We start from the raw sequence: 22,864 nt of genomic DNA, 5'->3' as shown, positions 1-22,864 counted from the left end.
CATGCGTACCCGATTCCTGCGCGGCCTGGAGCGACCGGGCGTCCGCTTCCGCGCGCTGCCCCGGTCCTCCCGGATCGCCCTCGGCGTGCTGCTGCTGGTGGTGCTCGCCGCCGCGGTCGGCCCGCTGTTCAGCCAGAACCCGCTGACCACCGGCATCCCGATGCGGGCCCCCGGCTCGGCCCACTGGTTCGGCACCGACCGGCTCGGCCGCGACGTCTTCGCCCGGGTGCTCGACGGCGCCCGCTACTCACTGGTCATCGGCCTGGGCGCGACCGCGGTCGCGCTGCTCGCCGGGTGCGTGCTCGGGGCGCTCGCCGCCACCTCCCGCACCTGGGTCGACGAGACGGTGATGCGGATCCTCGACGTGGTCATGGCCTTCCCGCCGATCGCGCTGGCCGCGGTGCTGGTCACCGTGTTCGGCAACAGCGTGTTCGTGCTGGTCTGCACCATCGCCTTCGTCTACGTGCCGATGCTGACCCGCGTGGTGCGGGCCAACGTCCAGGCCCAGTACGGCGAGGACTACGTCGCGGCGGAGCGGGTGATCGGCGCCCGGCGCGGCTACATCGTGGTCAAGCACGTGGCGGTGAACTGCGCCGCCCCGGTCGCGGTGTTCGCGACCGTGCTGGTGGCCAACGCGATCGTGTTCGAGGCCAGCCTCTCCTTCATCGGCGCCGGCGTCCAGGACCCGGCCCCCAGCTGGGGCAACGTGCTGTCGTACGGGCAGCAGATCCTGCTGGCCGGCGGCTGGTGGGCGACCCTGTTCCCGGGCCTGGCGATCCTGCTCACCGTGCTCGCGCTGAACATCGTGGCCGAGGGCATGACCGACGCCTCCGCCCTGGCCGGAAGGGGCGGGGCGGCCGGGAAGTCCGCCACCGCCGCGGACCCGGTCGCGCTGCTGGAGGTCGAGCGCGACCGGGACGACCAGGCCGACGTGGACGCCTCGCTGCTCAAGCTCGCCGAGCGGATCAACGCCCAGCAGGTGCTGATCAAGCCCGTCCGGGCGGACGCGCCGGTGCTGCTCGCGGTCGAGAACCTGTCCATCCGCTTCCCCGACCGCTACGGCGAGACCGCCGTCGTCGACGGGATCAGCTTCACCGTCCGCGAGGGCGAGACCCTGGGCCTGGTCGGCGAGTCGGGCTGCGGCAAGAGCATCACCAGCCTCGCGGTGATGGGCCTGCTGGCCCGCAACGCCGAGGTCAGCGGCAGCATCGGCTACCGTGGCCGGGACCTGCTGACGATGTCGGCCAAGGAGCGGCTGGCGCTGGCGGGCCCGGAGATCGCCATGGTCTACCAGGACGCCCTCTCCTCGCTGAACCCGTCCATGCTGGTCGGCAAGCAGCTGGCGCAGCTGACCAGGCGCGGCGGCAGCAAGTCGCCCGCCGAACTGCTGGAACTGGTCGGCCTGTCGGCCGAACGCACGCTGCGCAGCTACCCGCACGAGCTCTCCGGCGGCCAGCGCCAGCGGGTACTGATCGCGATGGCGCTCTCCCGGGACCCGAGGCTGCTGATCGCCGACGAGCCCACCACCGCCCTGGACGTCACCGTACAGGCGCAGGTCGTGGACCTGCTGGTGCGGCTCCGCGACGAGCTGGGCTTCGCCATGGTGCTGGTCTCGCACGACCTGGCCCTGGTCGGCGACCTGTCGCACCGGGTGGCCGTGATGTACGCGGGCCAGCTGGCCGAGGTCGGCGACACCCGAGCGGTACTGACCGACCCCGCGCACCACTACAGCCGGGGCCTGCTCGGCTCGGTGGTCTCGCTGGAGGCCGGGGCCAAGCGGCTGCACCAGATCCACGGCGTGGTGCCCGCGCCGCAGGGCTTCGGCGCGGGCTGCCGGTTCGCCTCCCGCTGCGAGCGGGCGACCCCGCTCTGCCGGAGCACCCCGCCGGTGCTGGCGGACCGCTCCGAAGGCCACGCCCTGGCCTGCCACCACCCCGCCACCTCGGCCACCCTCGAAGGGAGCCTCCGATGATCCGGCTCGACGCGGTCCACGTCCGGCACCGCTCACGGAGCGGCGGCCTGCTGCACCGGGGCTCGGTGCACGCCCTGACCGACGCCACGCTGGAGGTGCGGCGCGGCGAGATCGTCGGCCTGGTCGGCGAGTCCGGATGCGGAAAGTCCACCATGGCACGGGTGCTGACGGGCCTTCAGCGACCCACCGAGGGATCGGTCAGCTTCCGCGGCGAGGACCTGTGGGCGATGCCCGGGGCCCGGCGCCGCCGCGAGTTCGGCTCCGCCGTGGGCGTGGTCTTCCAGGACCCGGCCACCGCCCTCAACCCCCGGCTCCAGGTGGGCCGCATCCTGCGCGACCCGCTGGACGTGCACCAGCGCGGCACCGTGCGCGAGCGCGAGGCCCGGGTGGAGGAACTGCTCGACCTGGTCGGGCTGCCCGGGCACGTCTCCCGGGCGCTGCCCGGACAGCTCTCCGGCGGCCAGCGGCAACGCGTCGCGGTGGCCCGGGCGCTGGCACTGGAGCCGGAGCTGATCGTCGCCGACGAACCCACCAGCGCGCTGGACGTCTCGGTCCGCGCCCAGGTGCTGAACCTGCTGGTGGACCTGCGCGAGCGGCTCGGCCTGGGGATGGTGTTCATCTCCCACGACATCCAGACGGTGCGCTACCTGGCGGACCGGCTGGCCGTCCTCTACCTGGGCCGGATCGTCGAGGAGGGCCCGGCCGCCGAGGTGGCCGCCGCCCCCCGGCACCCCTACACCCGGGCGCTGCTGTCGGCCACGCCCAGCCTGCTGGAGGTGACCGAGCGGATCGTGCTGACCGGCCCGATCCCCTCGGCGACCAACCCGCCCACCGGCTGCCCGTTCCGTACCCGCTGCTGGAAGGCCGACGAGGCCTGCGCGGTCGAGTTCCCCGCCGCCGCGCCGCGACCCGCCGCCACGCAACCCGCCGCGCAACCCGCCGCCGCGCCGGAGGCGGGCACCGCCCGCCGCTGGCACTGCGTCCACCCCGAGCCGGGCCCGACCCCGGCCGCCGACCCGCTCGGCGCCGCACCCACCGCACCCGCAACGACCACCACCGCACCCGCGGCAACCGCCGCCACCGCAAGGAGCCGATCGTGAACGCCCGCAACGCCCGCTTCACCGGAGTCATCCCGCCCGTGGTCACCCCGCTGACCGCAGACGGCGAGCTCGACGTCCCCTCCCTGGAGCGGCTGGTCGGCTTCCTGATCGAGGGCGGCGTCAGCGCGCTGTTCGCGCTCGGCAGCTCCAGCGAGGTCGCCTACCTGACCGAGGCCCAGCGCAGCCGGGTGCTGGAGGTCGTCGTCGGCGCCGCCGCCGGGCAGGTCCCGGTGATCGCCGGGTGCATCGAGACCACCACCGACCGGGTCATCGAGCGGGCGCGGATCTCGCACCGCCTCGGCGCCGACGCGGTCGTGGCCACCGCGCCGTTCTACACCCGCACCCACCCGGTGGAGATCGACCGCCACTTCCGGCTCATCGCCAAGGCCGTGGAACTGCCGCTGTTCGCCTACGACGTGCCGGTCTGCGTCCACTCCAAGCTCGACACCGCGATGGTGCTCGCCCTGGCCGCCGACGGCGTGCTGATCGGCCTGAAGGACTCCAGCGGCGACGACGTCGGCTTCCGCCGACTCGCCCTGGGCCTGGCCGACCTGCCCGAGTTCTCGCTGCTCACCGGCCACGAGATCGTGGTCGACGGGGCGCTGCTGAGCGGCGCGGACGGCGCGGTGCCCGGCCTGGCCAACGTCGACCCGCACGGCTACGTCCGGCTGTACGACCTGGCCGAGGCGGGCCGCTGGGCCGAGGCCAGGACCGAGCAGGACCGGCTCGCCCGGCTCTTCGAGATGGCCTTCCAGGCCCGCGACACCTCCGGCACGGCCGCCGGTCTCGGCTCCTTCAAGACCGCGCTGAAGCTGCGCGGCATCATCTCCACCAACGTGATGAGCCCGCCGATGGCGCCGCTGGGCGAGGTGGAGACCGCGGCCATCGCCGAACTGCTGGTCCAGGCAGGCCTGCGATGACGCTGGTCGGCGCGGTCGACATCGGCGGCACCAAGATCGCGGCCGGTCTGGTCGCGGCGGACGGCACCGTCGTCCGGCAGCGCAGCGTCCCCACCCCCGCCGCCGAGGGCCCGCAGGCGGTGCTGGACGCCGCCGCCGACCTGGTCGCCGAACTCGCCCGCCCCGGCGAACCGGTGCTCGCGGTCGGCGTCGGCAGCGCCGGGGTGATCGACCCGCGCACCGGGCGGGTGCTGTCCGCCACCGACGCCCTGCCCGGCTGGGCCGGTACCGACCTGCGCGGTGGGCTGGGCGCCCGGCTCGGGGTCCCGGTCGCGGTCGACAACGACGTGCACGCGCACGCGCTGGGCGAGGCCTGGCGCGGCGCTGCCGCCGGGGTCCGGGAGGTGCTGCTGGTCGCGGTCGGCACCGGCATCGGCGGCTCCCAGGTCGTCGACGGACGGGTGCACCACGGCGCGCACAGCGCCGCGGGCCACGTCGGCCACATGCCGCTGCCGGAGGCCGAAGGCCGCCGTTGCCCCTGCGGCGGTGTCGGCCACGCCGAGGCGGTGGCCGCCGGTCCGGCACTGCTCGCCGAGTACCGGCGCCGCCGCGGCGCCGCCGGTACCCGGGACCTCGCCGACGTCGCGGCCCGGGCCGAGCGCGGCGAGCCGACCGCCCGCCAGGTACTGGAGGACGGCGCGACGGCGCTCGGACGGCTCATCGGCGGCCTGGTGAACCTGCTCGACCCGGAGCTGGTGCTGGTCACCGGCGGCGTGGCCAACTGCGGTCCGGTCTGGTGGAGTTCGCTGCGCGTCGGCTACCACGCCGAGGCCCTGCCACCGCTGCGCGGAGTACCGCTGGAGCCCGGCCTGCTGGGCCACCTCGCCCCGTTGCTGGGCGCCGCCCGGCTCGCCCTCGACCTGCTACCGGAGTTGACCGCCCGATGAGCACCATCACCCCCGAGCACCGGGCCGCGCTGCTGGAGCGGCTGCGCGGCCGGCTGATCGTCTCCTGCCAGGCCTACCCGGGCGAACCGCTGCGCGATCCGGAGGTGACGCGGCGGATGGCGCTGGCCGTGCTCCAGGGCGGCGCGGCCGGGCTGCGCGCCCAGGGCCTGGAGGACCTGCGGGCGATCCGGGCGAGCACCGACGTCCCACTGATCGGCCTGTGGAAGGACGGCCCGGCGGAGGTCCACATCACCCCGACCGTCCGCCACGCCGAGGCCGTCGCCGCCACCGGCGCCGACATCGTCGCCCTGGACGCGACCGACCGGCCCCGCCCGGACGGGCAGCCGCTGAGCGCCTCGATCGAGGCGGTGCACCGAGCCGGACGGCTGGTCATGGCCGACGTCTCGACCGAGGCGGAGGGCATCGAGGCCGCCCGCCTCGGCGCCGACCTGGTCGGCACCACGCTCTCCGGGTACACCCCGTCCACGCCGCGGACCGAGGGCCCCGACCTGGCCCTGGTCGCCCGCCTGTCGGCGGCACTGGACGTCCCGGTGGTCGCCGAAGGGCGGGTACACACCCCCGACCAGGCCGCCCAGGCCCTCGCCGCAGGCGCCTTCACCGTCGTCGTCGGCACCGCCATCACCCACCCCACCACCCTCACCCACTGGTTCGCGACCCGCCTCCGCCAGGACTGACCGGGACCCAGGTGCCGTCCGCAGAAGCTGCGGCGGACTCGGGGGCGGGGTCAGGCGGTGAGGAGGCGGAGGCCCAGTTCGGCGGTGTCGAGGGCGAGGAGGTCGCGGTTGCGTTCGGCCCATCGGCCGCAGGCGAGGTCGGCGCGGAGGCGGTTCACGGCGCGCTGCTCGGCCTGCGGCCCGACCCTGGTCCACACCGACACCGCGCGGCGCACCTCTTCGTCCAGGTAGGCCTCGGGGCGGCGCCAGTAGGCCTCGAAGAAGCCGTCGGCGCAGTCCCAGGGGACGAGCACGGGCTCCGCGCGGCCCCCGATCGCGCGGGCCAGGTCGGCCAGTGACGGCCAGTCGACGAGCAGGTCCGCGAACTCGGGCAGGTAGTCGCGGGTGAGCCAGAACCGTTCGAGCCAGCCGGTGGCACTGGCGTCGTAGGTGAACACCACCACCCGGCGGGCCACCCGCCGCATCTCACGCAGCCCGGCGATCGGGTCCCGCCAGTGGTGAACGGTGCTGAAGGCCATCGCGGCGTCGAAGGACTGGTCCGCGAACGGGAGGCTCTCCGCGCTGGCCGCCACGCACGGCGCCGCGCCCGCCGGACGCTGCGCCCGCATGACCGCCGACGGCTCCACCGCCGTGACCTCGCGGTCCGGGGGCTCGTACGAGCCGGTGCCGGCCCCGACGTTCAGTACCGTCCGGGCGTCCCCCAGCGCCTCCCAGACCCGCGCGGCGATCCGCGGCTCGGTGCGCCGGGTCGCCGGGTAGGCGGATCCGATGGCTTCGTACAACTGCGCCCCGAACACCTTCAGTTGCTCCTCCGGGGTGGTCCTGATCCCCATGGCCCGTGCCTCCAGTTCCTTGTCTATGGCCGTCACCATCGCGGCGGCGCGGTCGCGTTGTGCCAGCAGCAGTCCGCGCAGCCGGTGCAGGTGGGCGACCGCGTCCGTGGCCGGGTCGTCGACCAGGGCCGCGATCTCGCGCAGCCCGAAGCCGAGCCGCCGATAGCCGAGTACCTCCCGCAGCCGCTCCACGTCACCCGCCGAGTAGGTCCGGTACCCGACCGCGTTCCGCGCGGACGGCCGTACCAGGCCGATCTCGTCGTAGTGGTGCAGCGTGCGGACGCTTACGTCGGCCAACTCGGCCACCCGTCCCACAGTCAGATGCTCTTCCACGCCCCGACCATGCCGCATGACGCCGCGTGAGGGTCAAGCGCCGGGACCGGCGACCGGGGTTGTGTCGCCGGCGCGCAACTGCCGCTCGATCTCCGCGGCCGGGAACGGCGTCTGCTTGCTCTCGGTGAGCAGACGGCGGAAGAAGGAGTCCACGACGACGGTTGAGCGTGCGTGCCGGTCGATGATGGCCGTGATCTCGGGCGGCATGTCGCCAGGTCGCCGGCCCGCGATCCAGTCGTGAAGGAAGACTTCGCGTTCCGTGTCACCGCGCACGCCGTCGAGCACGTGGTACTGGAGCAGGTGGCCCGCGGTGTAGCAGCGGTCGTACGCGAGGTGGTCCGAGAGGAAGTCGGACTCGTTCGCCGAAAGGTCGAAGCGGGAACTCAGGGCAAGTCCGAAGTCGGCGAAGTAGAGTTGGCGGCCATCGGTCAGGATGTTGGCAAAGTGAGCATCGAAGTGGACGAGTCCGCGAGAACTCATGAAGGCGGCTCCGCTCATCAGAGCTTCCTCCACCCAGCGGAAGGTCGAGCCGTCCCCGCTTTCCGGCACGGCGGTTGTGCGGTGGTCGGCCAGCCATCCGGCGAGTGTGTGCGGCACGTGCTCCAGGAAGACCACCAGGCTGCACGAGGACCGGCCGATGGCCTCCAGCCGGTGGCGAACGGCGGGTGATCCCTCCCAGTGAGCGACGGCCCCCTCCAGACCCCCGAACTCGTCGGCGAATCCTTCGGGAGGGGAGTCAGGCAGAACCCGCCAGTGGTACATCAGGGGGAATCCCGCGTACTCGTCGCCGAGAACCCAGTTCGTGGTCATGGTGTGCACGGCAAGCTCCCGCCAGGCACCGAACCCGGCCGAGCCCACCCCGTACTGGTAGAACATCGGCAGTTCGAAGACGTTCGCCGTCGACCGCGCGTTCTCCGGGCGCAATTCGGTGTCCGTCAAAGGGATCCGCTTGACGAAGACGCGCGTTCCGTTGACGTCCAACTCTGCCGACCTGCCGCCGATGCCCGACCCGAGCGGGGTGGCGGCTGCCACGGCCTCCCCGAGCCGGTGGTCGCTCAGCAAGGAGAGCTGAGTGCTCACGGTTCCGTAACCGGTCAGGCGGGCGGCGCGCAGCAGATCCCGGTCCAGCATCGACGGCTCCTCGGTGCCCGAACCAGGGCTTCGGCACTCCCACGTACGGCACCGACCGTACGCTGAAGAAGGTCGGCCAATCTCATGAACGACCCTTTCCGGGAGCAGGGTCGGAATGATGGCGGACTCCGGTTCCGGGAATGGGTTGTGGGGGGATCTCGGATGTGACGGACCATCAGGAAGCCATCGAGGGCTCACGTCGTAGATGCCGAATTGGATTGCAGCGCCGGTGAATTGGCCAACGGCACCTTTGTCAGCGACCCCGCCGACTGAGCACCCCGACCGGGCCAGTCACCCCACCGAGATCACGTCATGGCCCTCGGCCGACTGCTGCTTCGCCCGCCACTCCGCCCCCGCGCGCTGGACGCGGTCCCACAGAGCGGCGCGGTCGGCGTCGTCGATGGCCGACAGGTCCAGGTGGAACACGTCCGTTGCGATCGTGAACAGCTCCTCAGCGGACTCAAGGATGCGTGTCGTGCGCCGTCCGGCTCCCTCATCGCGGGTGAACTCGTCATCCAGCACGAACTCGGCGCAGCCCGCGTCGCGGCGGAAGAGCTCGAACCACCTGACGTAGGGAGACTGCGGCGACGTCGACAGATCGGTGTGGTAGCTCCTGAAGTCCTCCCACGTGGCCGGCGCCAGCGTGAAGTCCATGCTGTGGAAGGTCGTCTGCGCCGGATCGGTGAAGAACCGCCAGGCGTCCGGGCCGATCTCCGGCAGCGGCCGCAACTCGAAGCGGAAGGGACCCTGGACGTGGACGCCCTCCCGAAGCGGGATGGGCTCGTGGTGCGAGTTGGCCAGGCCGACGTCGACCGACCAGCGTTCGCCGTCGATCACGACGGTGAGGGCCATGTGCGTGACGTACGCGTCGGCGGACGCTTTGGCGGTCGCGGCGGAGCCGTTTATCTGGCCGCGGTGCACGGTGACGTCGTACCCGAGGACGGTCAGCAGCTCGTAGAAGGCGTTGTTCAGGTTGAAGCAGTAGCCGCCCCGGCCGGCCAGGATGCGGGCTATGGACTCGGCCGGGTCGATGCTCTGCGGGCGTCCGAGCTGGATGTCGAAGTTCTCGAAGGCGACGAGCTCGACGTGTGCGCGGTGAAGCCTGCGCAGGGTGTCGAGCGACGGAGCGCCGAGGGACCTCGGGTCGTCGACACCGAGCCTGGCCAGGTAGGGCGCGGTCCAGGCGGGATGATCGTTCGTCTTCGAGGTCATGGCCCCGGACACTAGTGCAGCACCGCGAAAATCCGCTCGGGAATTAACGCGGCGCGGCCCTAGCGGCGGCGTCCGGGCGGGGCGGTCGACTCGCGGGGGACCAGGACCGGGGCCGGGGCGGCCTCGGAGACCGCCGTGCCGGTCCGGATCACGTCGAACAGCCGCTGGGCGACCAACGCGCCGAAGCGGTAGACGTCGTGGCTCATCGCCGACAGTCTCGGCCGGACCAGCTCGCACAGCTGCGAGTCGTCCCAGGCCAGCAGCGACAGGTCCTGGGGTACCGTCAGGCCCATCTCGGTGGCGACGCCGAGCCCGGCCACCGCCATGACGTCGTTGTCGTAGACGATCGCGGTCGGCCGCACCGCCGAGGTGAGCAGCGAGCGGGTCGCCCGGGAGCCGTCGTCGCCGCTGAAGTCGGCGGTCAGGACGACCGCCTCGTCCAGGCCCAGCGACCGCGCGGACTCCTCGAACGCCCGGCTGCGGATCGCGCTGTGCCCGAGCGGGGCGGGGCCGCCCACCCGGGCGATCCGCCGGTGCCCGAGCGCGGCGAGGTAGCGCAGCGCCTCGCCCACGGCGGTCGCGTCGTCGGTCCACACCGCCGGGAACGCCCCCGCCAGCGACGGGTCGCCGACCGCGACGGCGGGCAGCCCGATCCGGCTCAGGGCGCCGATGCGGGGGTCGTCCACGCGCAGGTCCACCAGCAGCGAGCCGTCCACCCGGCGCCCCTGCCACCATTCCCGGTGGACGTCGATCTCCTCCTCGACGCTGCCCGCCAGCCGCAGCAGCAGCGAGTAGCGCTCTTGCAGCAGCACGCTCTCCAGGCCCGCGATGAAGTCCATGTAGAACGGTTCATGTCCGAGCAGTCTCGCGGGCCGGGCGAGTACCAGGCCGACGGTGTGCGTCCGGTTTCCGGACAGTGACTGGGCGGCGGTGTTCGGCGTCCAGCCGAGGTCCTGGGCCACCCGCAGAATCCGGGTGCGGGTCTGCTCCGAGACGCCGGGGCGCTTGTTCAGCGCCAGCGAGACGGCGGCCGAGGAGACCCCGGCCCGGGCCGCGACGTCCCTGATGGTCACCCGGGTGCCGGTCGTCGGCCGGTTCACCGGTGGGCCCCGGCGCCCTCGGCGCGGTGCGGCCCGGTCGGCCGGGCCGCGCCGCCGCTGCTGTGTTTCCTCACTGTCGGATGCTCCCCTTGTCCGCCCGCGCGGCCCCCGCTCACCGCGTGCGGGAACGCCAGCGGACAACCTATGGTGCCCGGCCGCGGATGTCCATGAACCGCTTGAGTCCACCGCCACCGCGAGGGGGTCGGCCGCCTCGGCGCACCGCTGCGAACATGAGAACCTGAGAACGTGCGAACGTGAGAACGTCCGGGCCGACCCGCGTGGGTCGGCCCGGACGTCACCGGGGCCTGAAGCCTCAGGAGGCGATCAGACGAGGTCGAACCGGTCGAGCTCCATCACCTTGTGCCAGGCCGCGACGAAGTCGTTGACGAACTTCGCCTTGGCGTCGTCGCTCGCGTACACCTCGGCGAGCGCGCGCAGCTCGGAGTTGGACCCGAACAGCAGGTCGATCCGGCTGCCGGTCCACTTGACCGCGCCGGTGGCGGCGTCGCGGCCCTCGAAGGTGTTCGCGTCCTCGGAGGTCGCCTTCCAGGTCGTGCCCATGTCGAGCAGGTTGACGAAGAAGTCGTTGGTCAGCGTGCCGGGGGTGTCGGTGAACACGCCGAGCTGCGACTGCTGGTGGTTGGCGTCCAGCACCCGCAGGCCGCCGATCAGGACGGTCAGCTCGGGGGCGCTCAGCGTCAGCAGGTTCGCCCGGTCGATCAGCAGGAACTCGGCGCGCAGCCGGTGGCCCTTGCCGAGGTAGTTGCGGAAGCCGTCAGCGGTCGGCTCCAGCGCGGCGAAGGACTCCGCGTCGGTCTGCTCCTGGGTCGCGTCCGCGCGGCCCGGGGTGAACGGCAGCTCGACCTCGACGCCCGCGTCCTTGGCGGCGCGCCGCACGGCGGCGCCACCGGCCAGCACGATCAGGTCGGCGAGGGAGACCCGCTTGCCGCCGGACTGGGCGGCGTTGAAGGCCTCCTGGATGCCGGTCAGCGTGCGCAGCGTCGCGGCCAGCCGGTCGGGGTCGTTGGCCTCCCAGCCGCTCTGCGGCTGGAGCCGGACGCGGGCGCCGTTGGCGCCGCCGCGCTTGTCGCTGCCCCGGAAGGAGGAGGCCGACGCCCAGGCGGCGGAGACCAGCTCGGACACCGACAGGCCGGACGCCAGCACCTGCTCGGCCAGGGCGGAGACGTCCTGGGCGTCGATCGGCTCGTGGGTGACCTCGGGCAGCGGGTCCTGCCACAGCAGCTGCTCGGACGGGACCTCCGGGCCGAGGTAGCGCACGACCGGGCCCAGGTCGCGGTGGGTCAGCTTGAACCAGGCGCGGGCGAAGGCGTCCGCGAACTGGTCGGGGTGCTCCAGGAAGCGGCGCGAGATCTGCTCGTAGGCCGGGTCCACCCGCAGCGACAGGTCGGTGGTCAGCATGGTCGGCGCGTGGCGCTTGGACGCGTCGTGCGCGTCCGGGACGGTGCCCTCGCCGCCGTGGTCCTTCGGCCGCCACTGGTTGGCGCCCGCCGGGCTCTTGAACAGCTCCCACTCGTGGCCGAAGAGGATCTCGAAGAAGCTGTTGTCCCAGGTGACCGGGGTGTTGGTCCAGATGCCCTCAAGGCCGCTGGTGATCGCGTCGGCGCCGACGCCGGTGCCGAAGGTGTTCTTCCAGCCGAGGCCCTGCTCCTCCAGCGGGGCGGCCTCCGGGTCCGCGCCGACGCTGTCGGCCGGGCCCGCGCCGTGGGTCTTGCCGAAGGTGTGGCCGCCCGCGATCAGCGCCACCGTCTCCTCGTCGTTCATCGCCATCCGGCGGAAGGTCTCGCGGATGTCGCGGGCCGCCGCCAGCGGGTCCGGGTTGCCGTTCGGGCCCTCCGGGTTGACGTAGATCAGGCCCATCTGGACGGCGCCCAGGGGCTCCTCCAGGTTCCGGTCACCGGTGTAGCGCTCGTCGCCGAGCCAGGTGGTCTCCGGGCCCCAGTACACGTCCTCGTCGGGCTCCCACTCGTCCACCCGGCCGCCGCCGAAGCCGAAGGTGTCGAAGCCCATCGACTCCAGGGCGACGTTCCCGGCCAGCACCAGCAGGTCGGCCCAGGAGAGGCTCTGGCCGTACTTCTTCTTGACCGGCCACAGCAGGCGGCGGGCCTTGTCCAGGCTGACGTTGTCCGGCCAGCTGTTGAGCGGGGCGAAGCGCTGCTGCCCGCCACCGGCGCCGCCGCGCCCGTCGCTGATCCGGTAGGTGCCGGCGCTGTGCCACGCCATCCGGATGAACAGCGGGCCGTAGTTGCCGAAGTCGGCCGGCCACCAGTCCTGCGAGTCGGTCAGCACCGCGGCGATGTCCTGCTTCACGGCGGGCAGGTCAAGGCCCTTGAAGGCCTCGGCGTAGTCGAACTCCGCGCCGAGCGGGTTGGCCACGGCCGGGTTCTTCGCCAGGATCTTCAGGTTCAGCCGGTCCGGCCACCACTGCTGGTTGCCGCCGCCCTGGGTCGGGTGCGGGGCGCGCGCGCCGTGCGCGACCGGGCAGCCGCCACCGGCCCCCTCCGACTTCGCGTCTACGACGATTGCATCATTGTTCTCAGACATGGGAATCCTTCCGGACCAGGCGGATCGCGGTACTTAAGGGATTGCGGGGGAGGAACTGCCTCGGTGGGACGGTCGGGGCGCGGGCCCCAGGGGGGTCGTAGGCGGTCAGGCGGGTGGCCGCGGGGGACAGGCGATCGGCACCGGCGAGGGCGCCGCACCGGCGGCACCCGGCCGGAGCCGGTACGCGGACGGTCTCGGCCCCGGCGTCAGGGGGGAGGTCGCGCGCGGATCGCCCGGCCCGCGGGCGATCACCCCGACGCGAGGGCTTCCACCGTCGTGGGCGGTCCGGAGCGTGGCGACGCGGGTGGCCGTCATCCGTGGGCCAGCACCGCGCTGCGGCTCAGCGGCGGTCTCGTCACGTCTCTCCTAGCCTACTGCGTACTGGACTCGTTCTGTCCCTTGGCTATCGCCGGAACCGATCCTACGATGGACAGAGTCTAAGTCAAGAAGCACGCCAATCCGGCACGCGAAACGGGACCGCTGCGACCACGGACAGTTCGCCGTCCGGCCGACGCCGAACAGGTGAACCCACGATGTTGAACAGGTGAACCCATATGAGTGACCTGCTGGAACGGCTGCGGGGGCGCGGCTGGCGACTGACCGCCCAGCGACGGGTCGTGGCGGAGGTACTGGACGGCGACCACACCCATCTCACGGCCGACGAGGTGCACGCCCGCGCGGCCCGGCGGCTGCCCGAGATCTCCCGGGCGACCGTCTACAACACCCTGCGCGAGCTGGTCGCCCTCAGCGAGGTGGCCGAGGTCGCCACCGACGGCCGGGCCAAGCGCTACGACCCCAACGCCCACCGTCCGCACCAGCACCTGGTCTGCTCCGGCTGCGGCACGATCCGCGACGTCCACCCGGCCCGCGACCCGCTGGCCGACCTCCCGCCCGCGGAGCGCTACGGCTTCGCCGTCGCCGTCGCCGAGGTCACCTACCGCGGCCTGTGCCCCGACTGCGCCCGGCCCCGCCGAACCGGGACCGGGCCCGGCGGCGCACCGCGGGCATGAGGTCGGGGCCCCCTCGGCGAGTGCCGAGGGGGCCCCGGGGGAGCGGTCCTCACCTGACCGTGGTCAGCGGAGCGGCCGTCCGGTGCTGCTCGCGGCCGGGGGCCCGGCGGGCCTTGGCGGCCAGCGACCCGGTGCGGGCCAGCAGCATGGCCACCGACAGGAAGATCAGGCTGTCGGTGAGCGCGTCCACGGTGATCCGGTTGGTCAGCATCCAGTGGCCGAGCTGCGCGCTGAACACGTGGTTGGCGCCGTAGGCGAAGGAGACGCGGGCGCCGATGACGGCGATCCAGACCAGCGCGTACGGCAGCGTGGCCGACGAGACCGCCTGGCCCGACTCCGGATCCCGGGAGACCCGCATGGCGGCGGCGGCGAGGACGCCCAGGGCCAGGCCCGCCGCCGTACCGGCGATCTCCAGCACCAGGCCGTTGCCCGAGCCGGTGACGCCCTTGAAGAAGAAGGGGATGATCACGGCCGCCGCGAGGAACGGGCGGATCAGCCGCAGCCTGGTCACCTTGCGGTGGCCGAGGTCGGAGGCCAGCACCATGACCAGGATGACGAGGTTGGGCAGAAGGACGGCGGCGGTCACGACAACTCCCTGATGGGGAACGAGCGGTGGAGGACTTCGCGGTGCTGTGCTTGCCCTGACGACGTTAGGCGGCGGGCCGCTGCCGCCGCGTCGACCCGGGGCCTGACCCCGGGTGCAGAGCCGAACCGCCCCAGGTGGAGGCCGGGTGGAGGCGGCCGGGTCCACCCGGGGTCCACCCGGCCGCCCTATCCACCCGGTGGACCGGCCGGATAGCGTGGGCCCGTGATTCGCTCGCTCACCGGGCGCTGGGCGCACGCGACCATCAGCGCTGATGTGTCCTCGATGGTGAACGCCGTCCGGCTGCTCGTCCTCGTGGTGGTCCTGGTCACCGTTCCGCTCGCGGAACCCCGCCTGGGCGTGGGCGCCCGCGGCGTCGCCATGGCCGTCGCCTTCGGCGTGGCCGGCGTCAGCTGGGTGGTGTGGCTGCTCGCCGCCGGCCGGGAACGGCTGACGGTGTCCGTGCTGGCGGTGATGGGCGCGGCGGGCGGCGCGATGGCGGGGCTGGCGCCGCTCAGCACCGCGGTCGCGGTCGGCTGCGTGGTCACCTCCGCCGCCGGAATCCGGCTCAACCCCGAGACCTCGCTGGCCATCGTCGCCGAGACGGTGGCCGCCTTCCTGACCGCCGGGCTGGTCAGCGGAGCACCGGTGGAGGCACTGCTCGGCTACCCGCTGACCTTCGCCGGGCTCTGGGTCTTCGGCCTGATCCGCCACGACTACCTGCTCCGGGCCGAACAGGCCGAGGGGACGCTCGCGGAGACCCGCCGGATGCGCGAGGCCGAGACCCAGGCGGCGGCGCTCGCCGAACGGGCCCGGATCGCCCGGGAGATCCACGACGTGCTCGCCCACTCGCTGGCGGCGGTGTCGGTGAACCTCCAGGCCGCCGAGGGACTGCTGGCGGCCCTGCCCGACGAGTCCCCGGAGCTGCTCCGGGCGATCGAGTGCGTCGGCCGGGCCGGGGCGCTCACCCGGCAGGGAATGGCCGACGCCCGCAGCGCGATCCTCGCCCTGCGGGAGGACCTCGCGCCGCTGGCCGACCAGCTGTCGGCGCTGGCCGACGAGGGCCGCGCCGACGGGGACGCGGCGGTCGGCCTCCAGGTCACCGGAGCACCGCGACCGGTCACCGCCGAGGTCGGCCTGGCCGCCTTCCGGGCCGCGCAGGAGGCGCTGACCAACGCGCGCAAGCACGCCCCCGGGCAACCGGTCAGCCTGGCCCTGGAGTTCGAGCCGACGCGGATCAGCGTCCGGGTCGCCAACCCGCTCCCGGCCGCGGGCCGACCGGGACCGCTGGCGCCCACCGGCGCCGGGTACGGCCTCACCGGCCTGCGCGAGCGGGCCGCGCTGGGCGGCGGCACGCTGTCGGCGGGGCCGGTCCAGGGCGAGTGGCGGGTCTGCCTGACGATGCCCACCTGAACCGCGAACCACCCGCCGAACCACCCACCGATCCGCCCGCCGATCCCAACGCCGAGGACCCGTCATGAGTACTGAACCTTCCGCCGAGCCGGTCGGCGTCGTGGTCGCCGACGACCAGTCCGCGGTCCGCGAGGGCCTGGTGCTGCTGCTCGGGACCCTGCCCGGCATCGTGGTCACCGGCGAGGCGGCGGACGGCGAGGCGGCGGTCCAGCTGGTCGCCGAGGTCCGGCCGCAGGTGGTGCTGATGGACCTGAACATGCCCGGCTGCGACGGCGTCGAGGCGACCCGGCGGGTCACCGCCGGGCATCCGGACACCCGGGTGGTGGTGCTCACCACCTACGCCGACGACGCGTCGATCATGGGCGCGCTCCAGGCCGGGGCGCTCGGCTACCTGACCAAGGACGCCACCCGGGCGGAGATCGGCCGGGCGGTGCTGGCCGCCGCGGCCGGTCAGGCGGTGCTCGACTCCGGGGTGCAGCAGCGGCTGCTGTCGGCGGCGGCCCGCGGCGTCCCGGCGGCCGCCGGGCCGGTCGGCGCGGCCGCGGGGGACGGCGAACTGACCCCGCGGGAGGCCGAGGTGCTGCGGCTGATCGCGGGCGGGCAGTCCAACCGGGAGATCGCCCGGTCCCTGTTCGTCAGCGAGGCGACGGTCAAGACCCACGTCAACCGGATCTTCGCGAAGACCGGCTCCCGCGACCGCACCCAGGCGGTGCGCTACGCCTACGCCCACGGCTACTCCGAGCCCACCGCGTAGCCGGTCGGCGGCGGCACACCGACGCGGTGATCTGCCGTCCGCGGTTCCGGATCGACGTGCCCGCCGACGGGAGCGGACGGCGCCCGCGCGGGTAGGTCCTCACCTGCGGGAACGGCTACGGTCAGGGGGTCGCCCGGCTGAGCGGGCAGTCCGAGCCTTCGAGGAGACCCGTGGTGTCGCAGCTGTCGCAGAACCTGGCAGCGCGGATGGAGCGGCACCAGGTGGCGGTCTACCTGGGCGCGCTGGCGGCGGGGTGCCTGGCCGGGTGGGCCGCGCCGGGAGCCGGTCCGGGGCTGGAGCAGGCGATCGACCCGGTACTCGGGGCGCTGCTGTACGTGACCTTCCTCCAGGTCCCGGCGCGGGAGCTGGTCCGCTCGCTGCGCGCCGGGCGGTTCCTGGCGGCGGCGCTGGCGGTGAACTTCCTGGCGGTGCCGCTGCTGGTGGCCGCGATGCTGCCGCTGCTGCCCGCCGACCAGGCGGTCCGGCTGGGCGTGCTGCTGGTGCTGCTGTGCCCGTGCGTGGACTACGTCATCGTCTTCAGCGGGCTGGCCGGGGCCGCCAACCAGCGGCTGCTGGCGGTCACGCCGGTGCTGCTGGTGGCGCAGATGCTGCTGCTGCCCGGATACCTCTACCTGTTCCTCGGCTCCGGACTGTCCGACGTGGTCGAGGTCGGCCCGTTCCTGCGGGCGTTCCTGTTCCTGATCGTGGTCCCGCTGGCGCTGGCCTGGCTGACCCAGGCCTGGGCCGCCCGCCGGGCGGCCGGGCGGCGGGTCGCCGACGGGGTGACCGCGGCCATGGTGCCGCTGATGGCCGCGACGCTGTTCACGGTGGTCGCCCCGCAGGTGCCCAGGATCCACCACGACCTCGGCGACGTGGCCCGGGTGGTGCCGTTCTACGCGGCCTTCCTGGTGGTCATGGCCGGTGTCGGGACGGCGGTCGCCCGGTCGTTCCGGCTGGACGTCCCGGCCGGGCGGGCGATCGTCTTCACCGGGGCCACCCGCAACTCGCTGGTGGTGCTCCCGCTGGCGCTGGCCCTGCCCGCCGCGCCGGCGGTCGCTCCGGTGGTGGTGGTCACCCAGACCCTGGTGGAGGTGCTGGGCATGCTGGTCTACGTCCGCCTGGTGCCCCGGCTGTTGCCCGACCCCGCGGCGACGCGGTAGCCCGGGGCCGCCGTCCCCGCTGGTCATGGCGCTGTCCCCGCCGCCGCGGCCCGGGGAGCGGGCGGAGGCCCGGCGCGGAGCCTGTGGGCTCCCTGAATGTTCCTGAATGTTTTCCGATTATCAGTCAACCAATGCCTGTGTTGCGACGTCATACGGTCAGAGAGTTCAGGGCAACCGTTCAGGAAAGCGCCGCAGCGATCGCGGCAACACGGATACAGGTGCGTACCCATGGCAGAAAACTCGTCCCGCCGCCGCTCGCGACGCATGGACGAACTCGCGCAGGCAGACCGGATGTACGCGGAAGTCCTCGCTGATCCGAGCCCGCGCTCCGGGTATACCGGCGGGCAGGTCTCCCGTCGGGTGATGCTGGCCGGCGCCGGGATCACGCTGCTCGCCGGCTGTGGGACGGCCAGCGCGAACGGTGGCTCCGCCGACGGGGCGGCGAGCCCGGTGGCCGGCAACTCCCCGTCCACCACCCCGATCTCGGTGGCCACGCCGAAGCCGCCCGCCCCCTCGCCGACATCCACGACCCACCCGCTGCCGAAGGTGCCGACCCAGCCGCAGTACTACGTGGACGCCGGACACAAGGTGATAGCCCTCACCCTGGACGACGGACCGAGCGAGTACACCGGGGAGATCCTGGAGATACTTCGCGACCATCACATAACGGCGACCTTCTGCATGATCGGCGAGCAGATCAAGGACTGCGCCGGGATCGTCCGGGACGTGGCCGCGGCCGGACACCACATCACCAACCACACCTGGGACCACTCCGACCAGAGCAAGTTGACCCTGAAGGCGGTCACCTCGCAGATCGACCGGACCAACCAGGCCATGGCCGACGTCGGGATCACCCCGACCATGTACCGGGCCCCCTTCGGCTCCTGGTCGCACACGGTGTTCGAGGCCGCCGCCGCGGCGGGCCTGCGCCCGCTGGACTGGTCGGTGGACCCGGCCGACTGGTCCAGGCCCGGTGTCAACAAGATCGTCTCCACCATCATGCGGACCACCATGACCGGCTCGATCATCCTGGACCACGACGGCGGCGGCGACCGCTCGCAGACGGTCGCGGCGATGCGGATCTGGCTGCCCCGGCTGCTCGACGAGGGCTACCGGTTCACCACCCCGTAGCCCCGCCCGGCGGCGCGTCCACGCCCCGGCACCGCACCCTGCACCGGTGCGGCGCCGGGGCGTTGTAGTACCGGGGTACCACGCGCGGAACCAAGATCGCCCCCGGGTACTACGGGTCGGCGGCGCGGCGGCGCCTAGCGTCGGGAGCACGACGCGGGCCGGATTCATTGCCGGTGGCCAGGAGCGAGGGAAAGCACCCGATGATCGAGGCGCAGCAGCTGACCAAGCGGTACGGCGAGAAGACAGCGGTGGACCGGCTGGACTTCACGGTCAGGCCCGGCACCGTGACCGGCTTCCTCGGGCCCAACGGCGCCGGCAAGTCCACCACCATGCGCATGATCGTCGGCCTGGACGCGGCCAGCAGCGGCTCGGTCACCGTCAACGGCCGTTCCTACGCCGACCACACCGCCCCGCTGCAGGAGGTCGGCGCGCTGCTGGAGGCGAAGTCGATCCACCCCGGGCGCTCGGCCTTCAACCACCTCAACTCGCTGGCGCTGACGCACGGCATCCCGCGCCGCCGGGTCGAGGAGGTGATCGAGCTGACCGGCCTGCAGTCGGTGGCGCGCAAGCGCGCCGGGGCGTTCTCGCTCGGCATGGGCCAGCGGCTCGGCATAGCCGCCGCGCTGCTCGGCGACCCGGCCACGGTCATGCTGGACGAGCCGGTCAACGGGCTCGACCCGGAGGGCGTGCTGTGGATCCGCAACCTGCTCACCGGCCTGGCGTCCGAGGGGCGTACCGTCTTCGTCTCCTCGCACCTGATGAGCGAGATGGCGCTGACCGCCGACCACCTGATCGTGGTCGGCCGCGGACGGCTGCTGGCCGACACCACCGTCAAGGACCTGATCCGGCAGTCGGGCGGGGACACGGTGAAGGTCGCCAGCTCCGACCCGGCTCGGCTGCGCGAGGTCCTGGCCGGTCCCGGCGTGGAGATCACCGGCCGGTCCGGCTCCGAGGAGCTGGAGGTCACCGGCATGGCCGCGCGGGCCATCGGCCTGAAGGCGGCGGAGCACAGCATCGCCCTGTTCGAGCTCAGCACCAAGGGCGTCTCGCTGGAGCAGGCGTTCATGGAGCTGACCCGCGACGACGTCGAGTACCACGGCAGCACCACCGTCCAGCAGGCCCCGCAGGTCGAGGTCGTAGGGAGCGCAGCATGAGCAGCACCACCGCCGCCACGGCCGGGGCGGCCCGCACCGGGCGTCCCGTCTACAAGGTCACCACCGCCCGGGTGGTGCGCGCCGAGTGGGCCAAGTTCTGGTCGCTGCGCTCCAGTTGGATCACCCTCGGGGTGGCCCTGGTGTTCATCCTGGCGTTCGGCCTGATCCGGGACTGGCGCTACACGGTGATCATGAACGCGGGCCATGTGCACGACCCCGAGGTGCTCGGCGCCAACGCGGTCGGACTCTCGCTGTTCGGGCTGAACTTCGGCCAGCTCGCGGTCGGCGTGCTCGGGGTGCTGGTCACCGCCGGTGAGTACTCGACCGGGATGATCCGCTCGACCCTGGCCGCGGTCCCGCGGCGGCTGCCGGTGCTCTGGTCCAAGGCGCTGATCTTCGGCGCGGTGGCCTTCCTGCTCGGCCTCGTCGGCGCGTTCGCCGCGTTCGGCATCGGCACCGGCATCCTCTCCGGCCACCAGGCCGCGCTGGGCTTCGGCGCCGCCGGGGTGCTCCGGGCGCTGGTCATGGCCGGTGCCTACCTGGCGCTGATCGGCGTCTGCGGCGCGGCCCTGGGCTCGCTGCTGCGCTCGGTGGCGGGCGGCATCGCCATCCTGCTGGGCACGCTGCTGCTGGTACCCGGACTGATGGAGCTGCTCCCCACGAGCTGGCAGAACAACGTCAGCCAGTACCTGCCCAGCCACGCGGGCGACTCGATGTACGCGCTGCACCAGGACGTGCACACGCTCTCGGCCACCGCCGGGCTGCTGGTGCTCGCGGGCTGGACCGCGCTGGCCCTGGCCGGAGCCGCCTTCCGGCTGAAGCGCAGCGACGCCTAGGAGGCCCCGGGTCCCGGGCCCCGGTCCCGGGGCCCGGAGCGCGGCTGCGACGATGGGCGGGTGAGGGTGATGACCGGCGGCGCGGCCGAGGAGGCGATCTGGGGGCACCCCCTGGTCGCCCGGGCGCTGCGGATCTGGCGGCGGCTGCGGCGCGGTGACCGGGAGCGGCCCTGGGCGGCCGACGCGCTGCTGGTCGCCGTGGTGCTGCTGGTCTTCTGCCTGCCGGACCTGCGGCACGGCTCCCACCAGGCACCCGGCGACCGGGTCGACCGGCTGCCGCTGACCATGGCCCTCGGCCTCCAGTTCGCCCTGGCCCTGCCGCTGCTGTGGCGGCGGCGTCGGCCGACGGCGGTGTTCGCCGCGATATCGGCGGTGTTCGTGGCGCAGTGGGCCTGGAACGTCTGGCTGCACGCCGACATCGCCTTCTTCGTGGCGCTGTACAGCGTGGCCCGGCACGCCCCGCTGCGGCGGCTGCCGTGGGTCGCCGCCGGGACGGCGGCGGCGCTGGGCCTGGTCGCGTTCCGGGTGTCGGTGGTGCTGTCGCCGCTGGTCGCGCTGTTCTTCCTGTACAGCGCCGCCACCGCCGCCGCGGTGCTCGGCCTGGCGCTGCGGATCGGCACCGCCTACCTGGAGGCGCTGCGGGAGCGGGCCGCCCGGCTGGAGGTGGAACGCGACCAGCGCAGCCGCCTGGCCGCCGCCGCCGAGCGGACCCGGGTCGCCCGGGAGATGCACGACATCATCGGCCACAACCTCGCCGTGATCATCGGTCTCGCCGACGGCGGCAGCTACGCCGCCGCGGTCGCCCCCGAGCACAGCCGGGAGGCCCTCAGGCTGATCGCCGGTACCGGCCGCCAGGCCCTGGACGAGCTGCGCCGGATGCTCGGCGTGCTGCGCGAGGAGCGGCCGCAGGGCCCGGAGTACAGCCCGCAGCCCGGGCTCGCCGACCTGGACGAGCTCTGCGCCCGGGTCCGCGCGGCGGGCCCGGCGGTCACCTACCGCACCGTCGGGGACGTGGACGCGCTGGACCGGGGTCGGCAGCTGGCGGTCTACCGGATCGTCCAGGAAGCCCTCACCAACACCCTCAAGCACGCCGGGAGCAGCACCCGGGCACAGCTGACCGTGGCCGTCGAGGGCGACGGGGTGCTGGTCCGGGTCGAGGACAGCGGCCGTCCGCCCGGCCGGGCCGAGCCGGGCGCGGCCCGGCCGCCGCAGGGCGAGGGCCAGGGCATCGCCGGGATGCGCGAGCGCGCGGCGCTGTACGGCGGCTCGGTCACGGTCGCGCGGCGGCCCGGCGGCGGCTGGGTGGTGGAGGCGCTGCTGGACCGGGCGCCGCTGGCGGGAGCGGCCCCATGACCACCGTCCTGATCGTCGACGACCAGCCGTTGCAGCGCTTCGGCTTCCGGATGCTGCTGGACAGCGCCCCCGGCACGCAGGTGGTCGGCGAGGCCGCGAACGGGGCGGAGGCCGTCCGCCAGGTGGCCGACCTGCGCCCGGACGTGGTGCTGATGGACGTCCGGATGCCCGGCGTGGACGGCATCGAGGCCACCCGCCGGATCGTGGCCGCCGGTGGCCGCTCCCGGGTCCTGGTGCTGACCACCTTCGACCTCGACGACTACGCGCACGCCGCGCTGCGGGCCGGGGCCAGCGGGTTCCTGCTCAAGGACGCGCTGCCGGAGGAACTGCTGGCCGGGATCCGGGCGGTGGCCGCCGGGGACGCGGTGATCGCCCCCGGCCTGACCCGCCGACTGCTGGACGCCTACGCGCACCACCTGCCCGGCGCGCCCGCCGAGGCGGACCCGCAGGCCCACCCCAGGCTGCGGGCGCTGACCGAGCGGGAGTACCAGATCCTGCTCGCCATCGGGCAGGGCTGGAGCAACGGCGAGATAGCCGAGCGGCTGGTGCTCTCGGAGAGCACGGTCAAGACCCACGTCGGCCGGGTGCTGGCGAAGATCGGCGCCCGGGACCGGATCCAGGCGGTGATCCTGGCCTACGACCTGGGCCTGGTCCGGCCGATGCCGCCGGGCGGCTGAGGCCGTCCG

The 22,864-nt window shown here is 73.5% G+C and carries 20 protein-coding genes; 14 read left to right on the top strand and 6 right to left on the bottom strand.

Features of this window, described 5'->3' with window-relative positions:
* Window position 1: 1 nt before the first annotated feature.
* Genes GXP74_RS26335 through GXP74_RS26315 form a run of 5 tightly spaced genes read left to right on the top strand, consistent with a single transcriptional unit; the run spans window position 2 to window position 5,613 of the window.
* Window positions 2-1,972, top strand: coding sequence for a dipeptide/oligopeptide/nickel ABC transporter permease/ATP-binding protein (locus GXP74_RS26335; RefSeq protein ID WP_182453715.1), 1,971 nt, complete (start codon window positions 2-4; stop codon window positions 1,970-1,972).
* Window positions 1,969-3,072 (top strand): ABC transporter ATP-binding protein, encoded by a 1,104-nt coding sequence (locus GXP74_RS26330; protein ID WP_182453714.1) that lies wholly within the window; start codon window positions 1,969-1,971, stop codon window positions 3,070-3,072. Before GXP74_RS26335 ends, GXP74_RS26330 begins: the two co-directional genes overlap by 4 nt.
* Window positions 3,069-3,992, top strand: coding sequence for a dihydrodipicolinate synthase family protein (locus GXP74_RS26325; protein ID WP_182453713.1), 924 nt, complete (start codon window positions 3,069-3,071; stop codon window positions 3,990-3,992). Before GXP74_RS26330 ends, GXP74_RS26325 begins: the two co-directional genes overlap by 4 nt.
* On the top strand, window positions 3,989-4,918 hold the full coding sequence (locus tag GXP74_RS26320) for an ROK family protein (protein WP_182453712.1): 930 nt from the start codon (window positions 3,989-3,991) through the stop codon (window positions 4,916-4,918). Before GXP74_RS26325 ends, GXP74_RS26320 begins: the two co-directional genes overlap by 4 nt.
* The gene (locus GXP74_RS26315) at window positions 4,915-5,613 is read left to right on the top strand and encodes an N-acetylmannosamine-6-phosphate 2-epimerase (RefSeq protein ID WP_182453711.1); all 699 of its coding nucleotides are present in this window, start codon (window positions 4,915-4,917) and stop codon (window positions 5,611-5,613) included. The genes GXP74_RS26320 and GXP74_RS26315 overlap by 4 nt, the downstream gene beginning before the upstream one ends.
* A gap of 50 nt (window positions 5,614-5,663) precedes the next feature.
* Here GXP74_RS26315 and GXP74_RS26310 read toward each other — a convergent pair whose 3' ends face one another.
* The 5 genes from GXP74_RS26310 to katG all read right to left on the bottom strand — a co-directional run bounded on the left by GXP74_RS26310 (window position 5,664) and on the right by katG (window position 12,784).
* Window positions 5,664-6,797: a MerR family transcriptional regulator gene (locus tag GXP74_RS26310; protein WP_225448202.1), complete on the bottom strand. Its 1,134-nt coding sequence runs from the start codon at window positions 6,795-6,797 to the stop codon at window positions 5,664-5,666.
* Between the two features lie 15 nt (window positions 6,798-6,812).
* Complete coding sequence (locus tag GXP74_RS26305; RefSeq protein ID WP_182453709.1) at window positions 6,813-7,910, bottom strand: protein kinase family protein; 1,098 nt, start codon at window positions 7,908-7,910, stop codon at window positions 6,813-6,815.
* 291 nt (window positions 7,911-8,201) lie between these two features.
* The gene (locus tag GXP74_RS26300; RefSeq protein WP_182453708.1) at window positions 8,202-9,122 is read right to left on the bottom strand and encodes an arylamine N-acetyltransferase; all 921 of its coding nucleotides are present in this window, start codon (window positions 9,120-9,122) and stop codon (window positions 8,202-8,204) included.
* A gap of 59 nt (window positions 9,123-9,181) precedes the next feature.
* Entirely contained in the window at window positions 9,182-10,222 is a 1,041-nt protein-coding gene (locus tag GXP74_RS26295; RefSeq protein ID WP_182453707.1) for a LacI family DNA-binding transcriptional regulator, read from the bottom strand.
* Window positions 10,223-10,546: 324 nt separating this feature from the next.
* Window positions 10,547-12,784 carry a catalase/peroxidase HPI gene (gene katG / locus GXP74_RS26290; protein ID WP_182453706.1) on the bottom strand — a complete coding sequence of 746 codons (2,238 nt, stop codon included), beginning with the start codon at window positions 12,782-12,784 and terminating at the stop codon, window positions 10,547-10,549.
* Between the two features lie 554 nt (window positions 12,785-13,338).
* On the opposite strand from katG, the gene GXP74_RS26285 reads away from it, so the two are divergent.
* Window positions 13,339-13,794 (top strand): Fur family transcriptional regulator, encoded by a 456-nt coding sequence (locus tag GXP74_RS26285; RefSeq protein ID WP_182453705.1) that lies wholly within the window; start codon window positions 13,339-13,341, stop codon window positions 13,792-13,794.
* A 49-nt stretch (window positions 13,795-13,843) separates the two neighbouring features.
* Here GXP74_RS26285 and GXP74_RS26280 read toward each other — a convergent pair whose 3' ends face one another.
* Window positions 13,844-14,380: a hypothetical protein gene (locus GXP74_RS26280; protein ID WP_182453704.1), complete on the bottom strand. Its 537-nt coding sequence runs from the start codon at window positions 14,378-14,380 to the stop codon at window positions 13,844-13,846.
* 222 nt (window positions 14,381-14,602) lie between these two features.
* On the opposite strand from GXP74_RS26280, the gene GXP74_RS26275 reads away from it, so the two are divergent.
* The 8 genes from GXP74_RS26275 (at window position 14,603) to GXP74_RS26240 (ending at window position 22,855) form a co-directional block, all read left to right on the top strand.
* The gene (locus tag GXP74_RS26275; RefSeq protein ID WP_182453703.1) at window positions 14,603-15,790 is read left to right on the top strand and encodes a sensor histidine kinase; all 1,188 of its coding nucleotides are present in this window, start codon (window positions 14,603-14,605) and stop codon (window positions 15,788-15,790) included.
* Between the two features lie 64 nt (window positions 15,791-15,854).
* Window positions 15,855-16,544 carry a response regulator transcription factor gene (locus GXP74_RS26270; protein WP_182453702.1) on the top strand — a complete coding sequence of 230 codons (690 nt, stop codon included), beginning with the start codon at window positions 15,855-15,857 and terminating at the stop codon, window positions 16,542-16,544.
* A 206-nt stretch (window positions 16,545-16,750) separates the two neighbouring features.
* Complete coding sequence (locus GXP74_RS26265) at window positions 16,751-17,704, top strand: arsenic resistance protein (protein WP_182456652.1); 954 nt, start codon at window positions 16,751-16,753, stop codon at window positions 17,702-17,704.
* A 228-nt stretch (window positions 17,705-17,932) separates the two neighbouring features.
* Window positions 17,933-18,835, top strand: coding sequence for a polysaccharide deacetylase family protein (locus tag GXP74_RS26260; protein WP_182453701.1), 903 nt, complete (start codon window positions 17,933-17,935; stop codon window positions 18,833-18,835).
* A gap of 200 nt (window positions 18,836-19,035) precedes the next feature.
* Window positions 19,036-19,989, top strand: a complete 954-nt coding sequence (locus GXP74_RS26255; RefSeq protein WP_182453700.1) for an ABC transporter ATP-binding protein — start codon at window positions 19,036-19,038, stop codon at window positions 19,987-19,989.
* Window positions 19,986-20,825 carry an ABC transporter permease gene (locus tag GXP74_RS26250; protein ID WP_182453699.1) on the top strand — a complete coding sequence of 280 codons (840 nt, stop codon included), beginning with the start codon at window positions 19,986-19,988 and terminating at the stop codon, window positions 20,823-20,825. Before GXP74_RS26255 ends, GXP74_RS26250 begins: the two co-directional genes overlap by 4 nt.
* Before the next feature lie 69 nt (window positions 20,826-20,894).
* Window positions 20,895-22,178: a sensor histidine kinase gene (locus GXP74_RS26245; protein ID WP_182456651.1), complete on the top strand. Its 1,284-nt coding sequence runs from the start codon at window positions 20,895-20,897 to the stop codon at window positions 22,176-22,178.
* Window positions 22,175-22,855, top strand: a complete 681-nt coding sequence (locus tag GXP74_RS26240; protein ID WP_182453698.1) for a response regulator transcription factor — start codon at window positions 22,175-22,177, stop codon at window positions 22,853-22,855. Before GXP74_RS26245 ends, GXP74_RS26240 begins: the two co-directional genes overlap by 4 nt.
* Window positions 22,856-22,864: the final 9 nt, after the last annotated feature.

Source organism: Streptacidiphilus sp. P02-A3a (genome assembly GCF_014084105.1).
Taxonomy (GTDB): Bacteria; Actinomycetota; Actinomycetes; order Streptomycetales; family Streptomycetaceae; genus Streptacidiphilus.
This window is presented reverse-complemented; position numbering and strand designations above follow the sequence as displayed.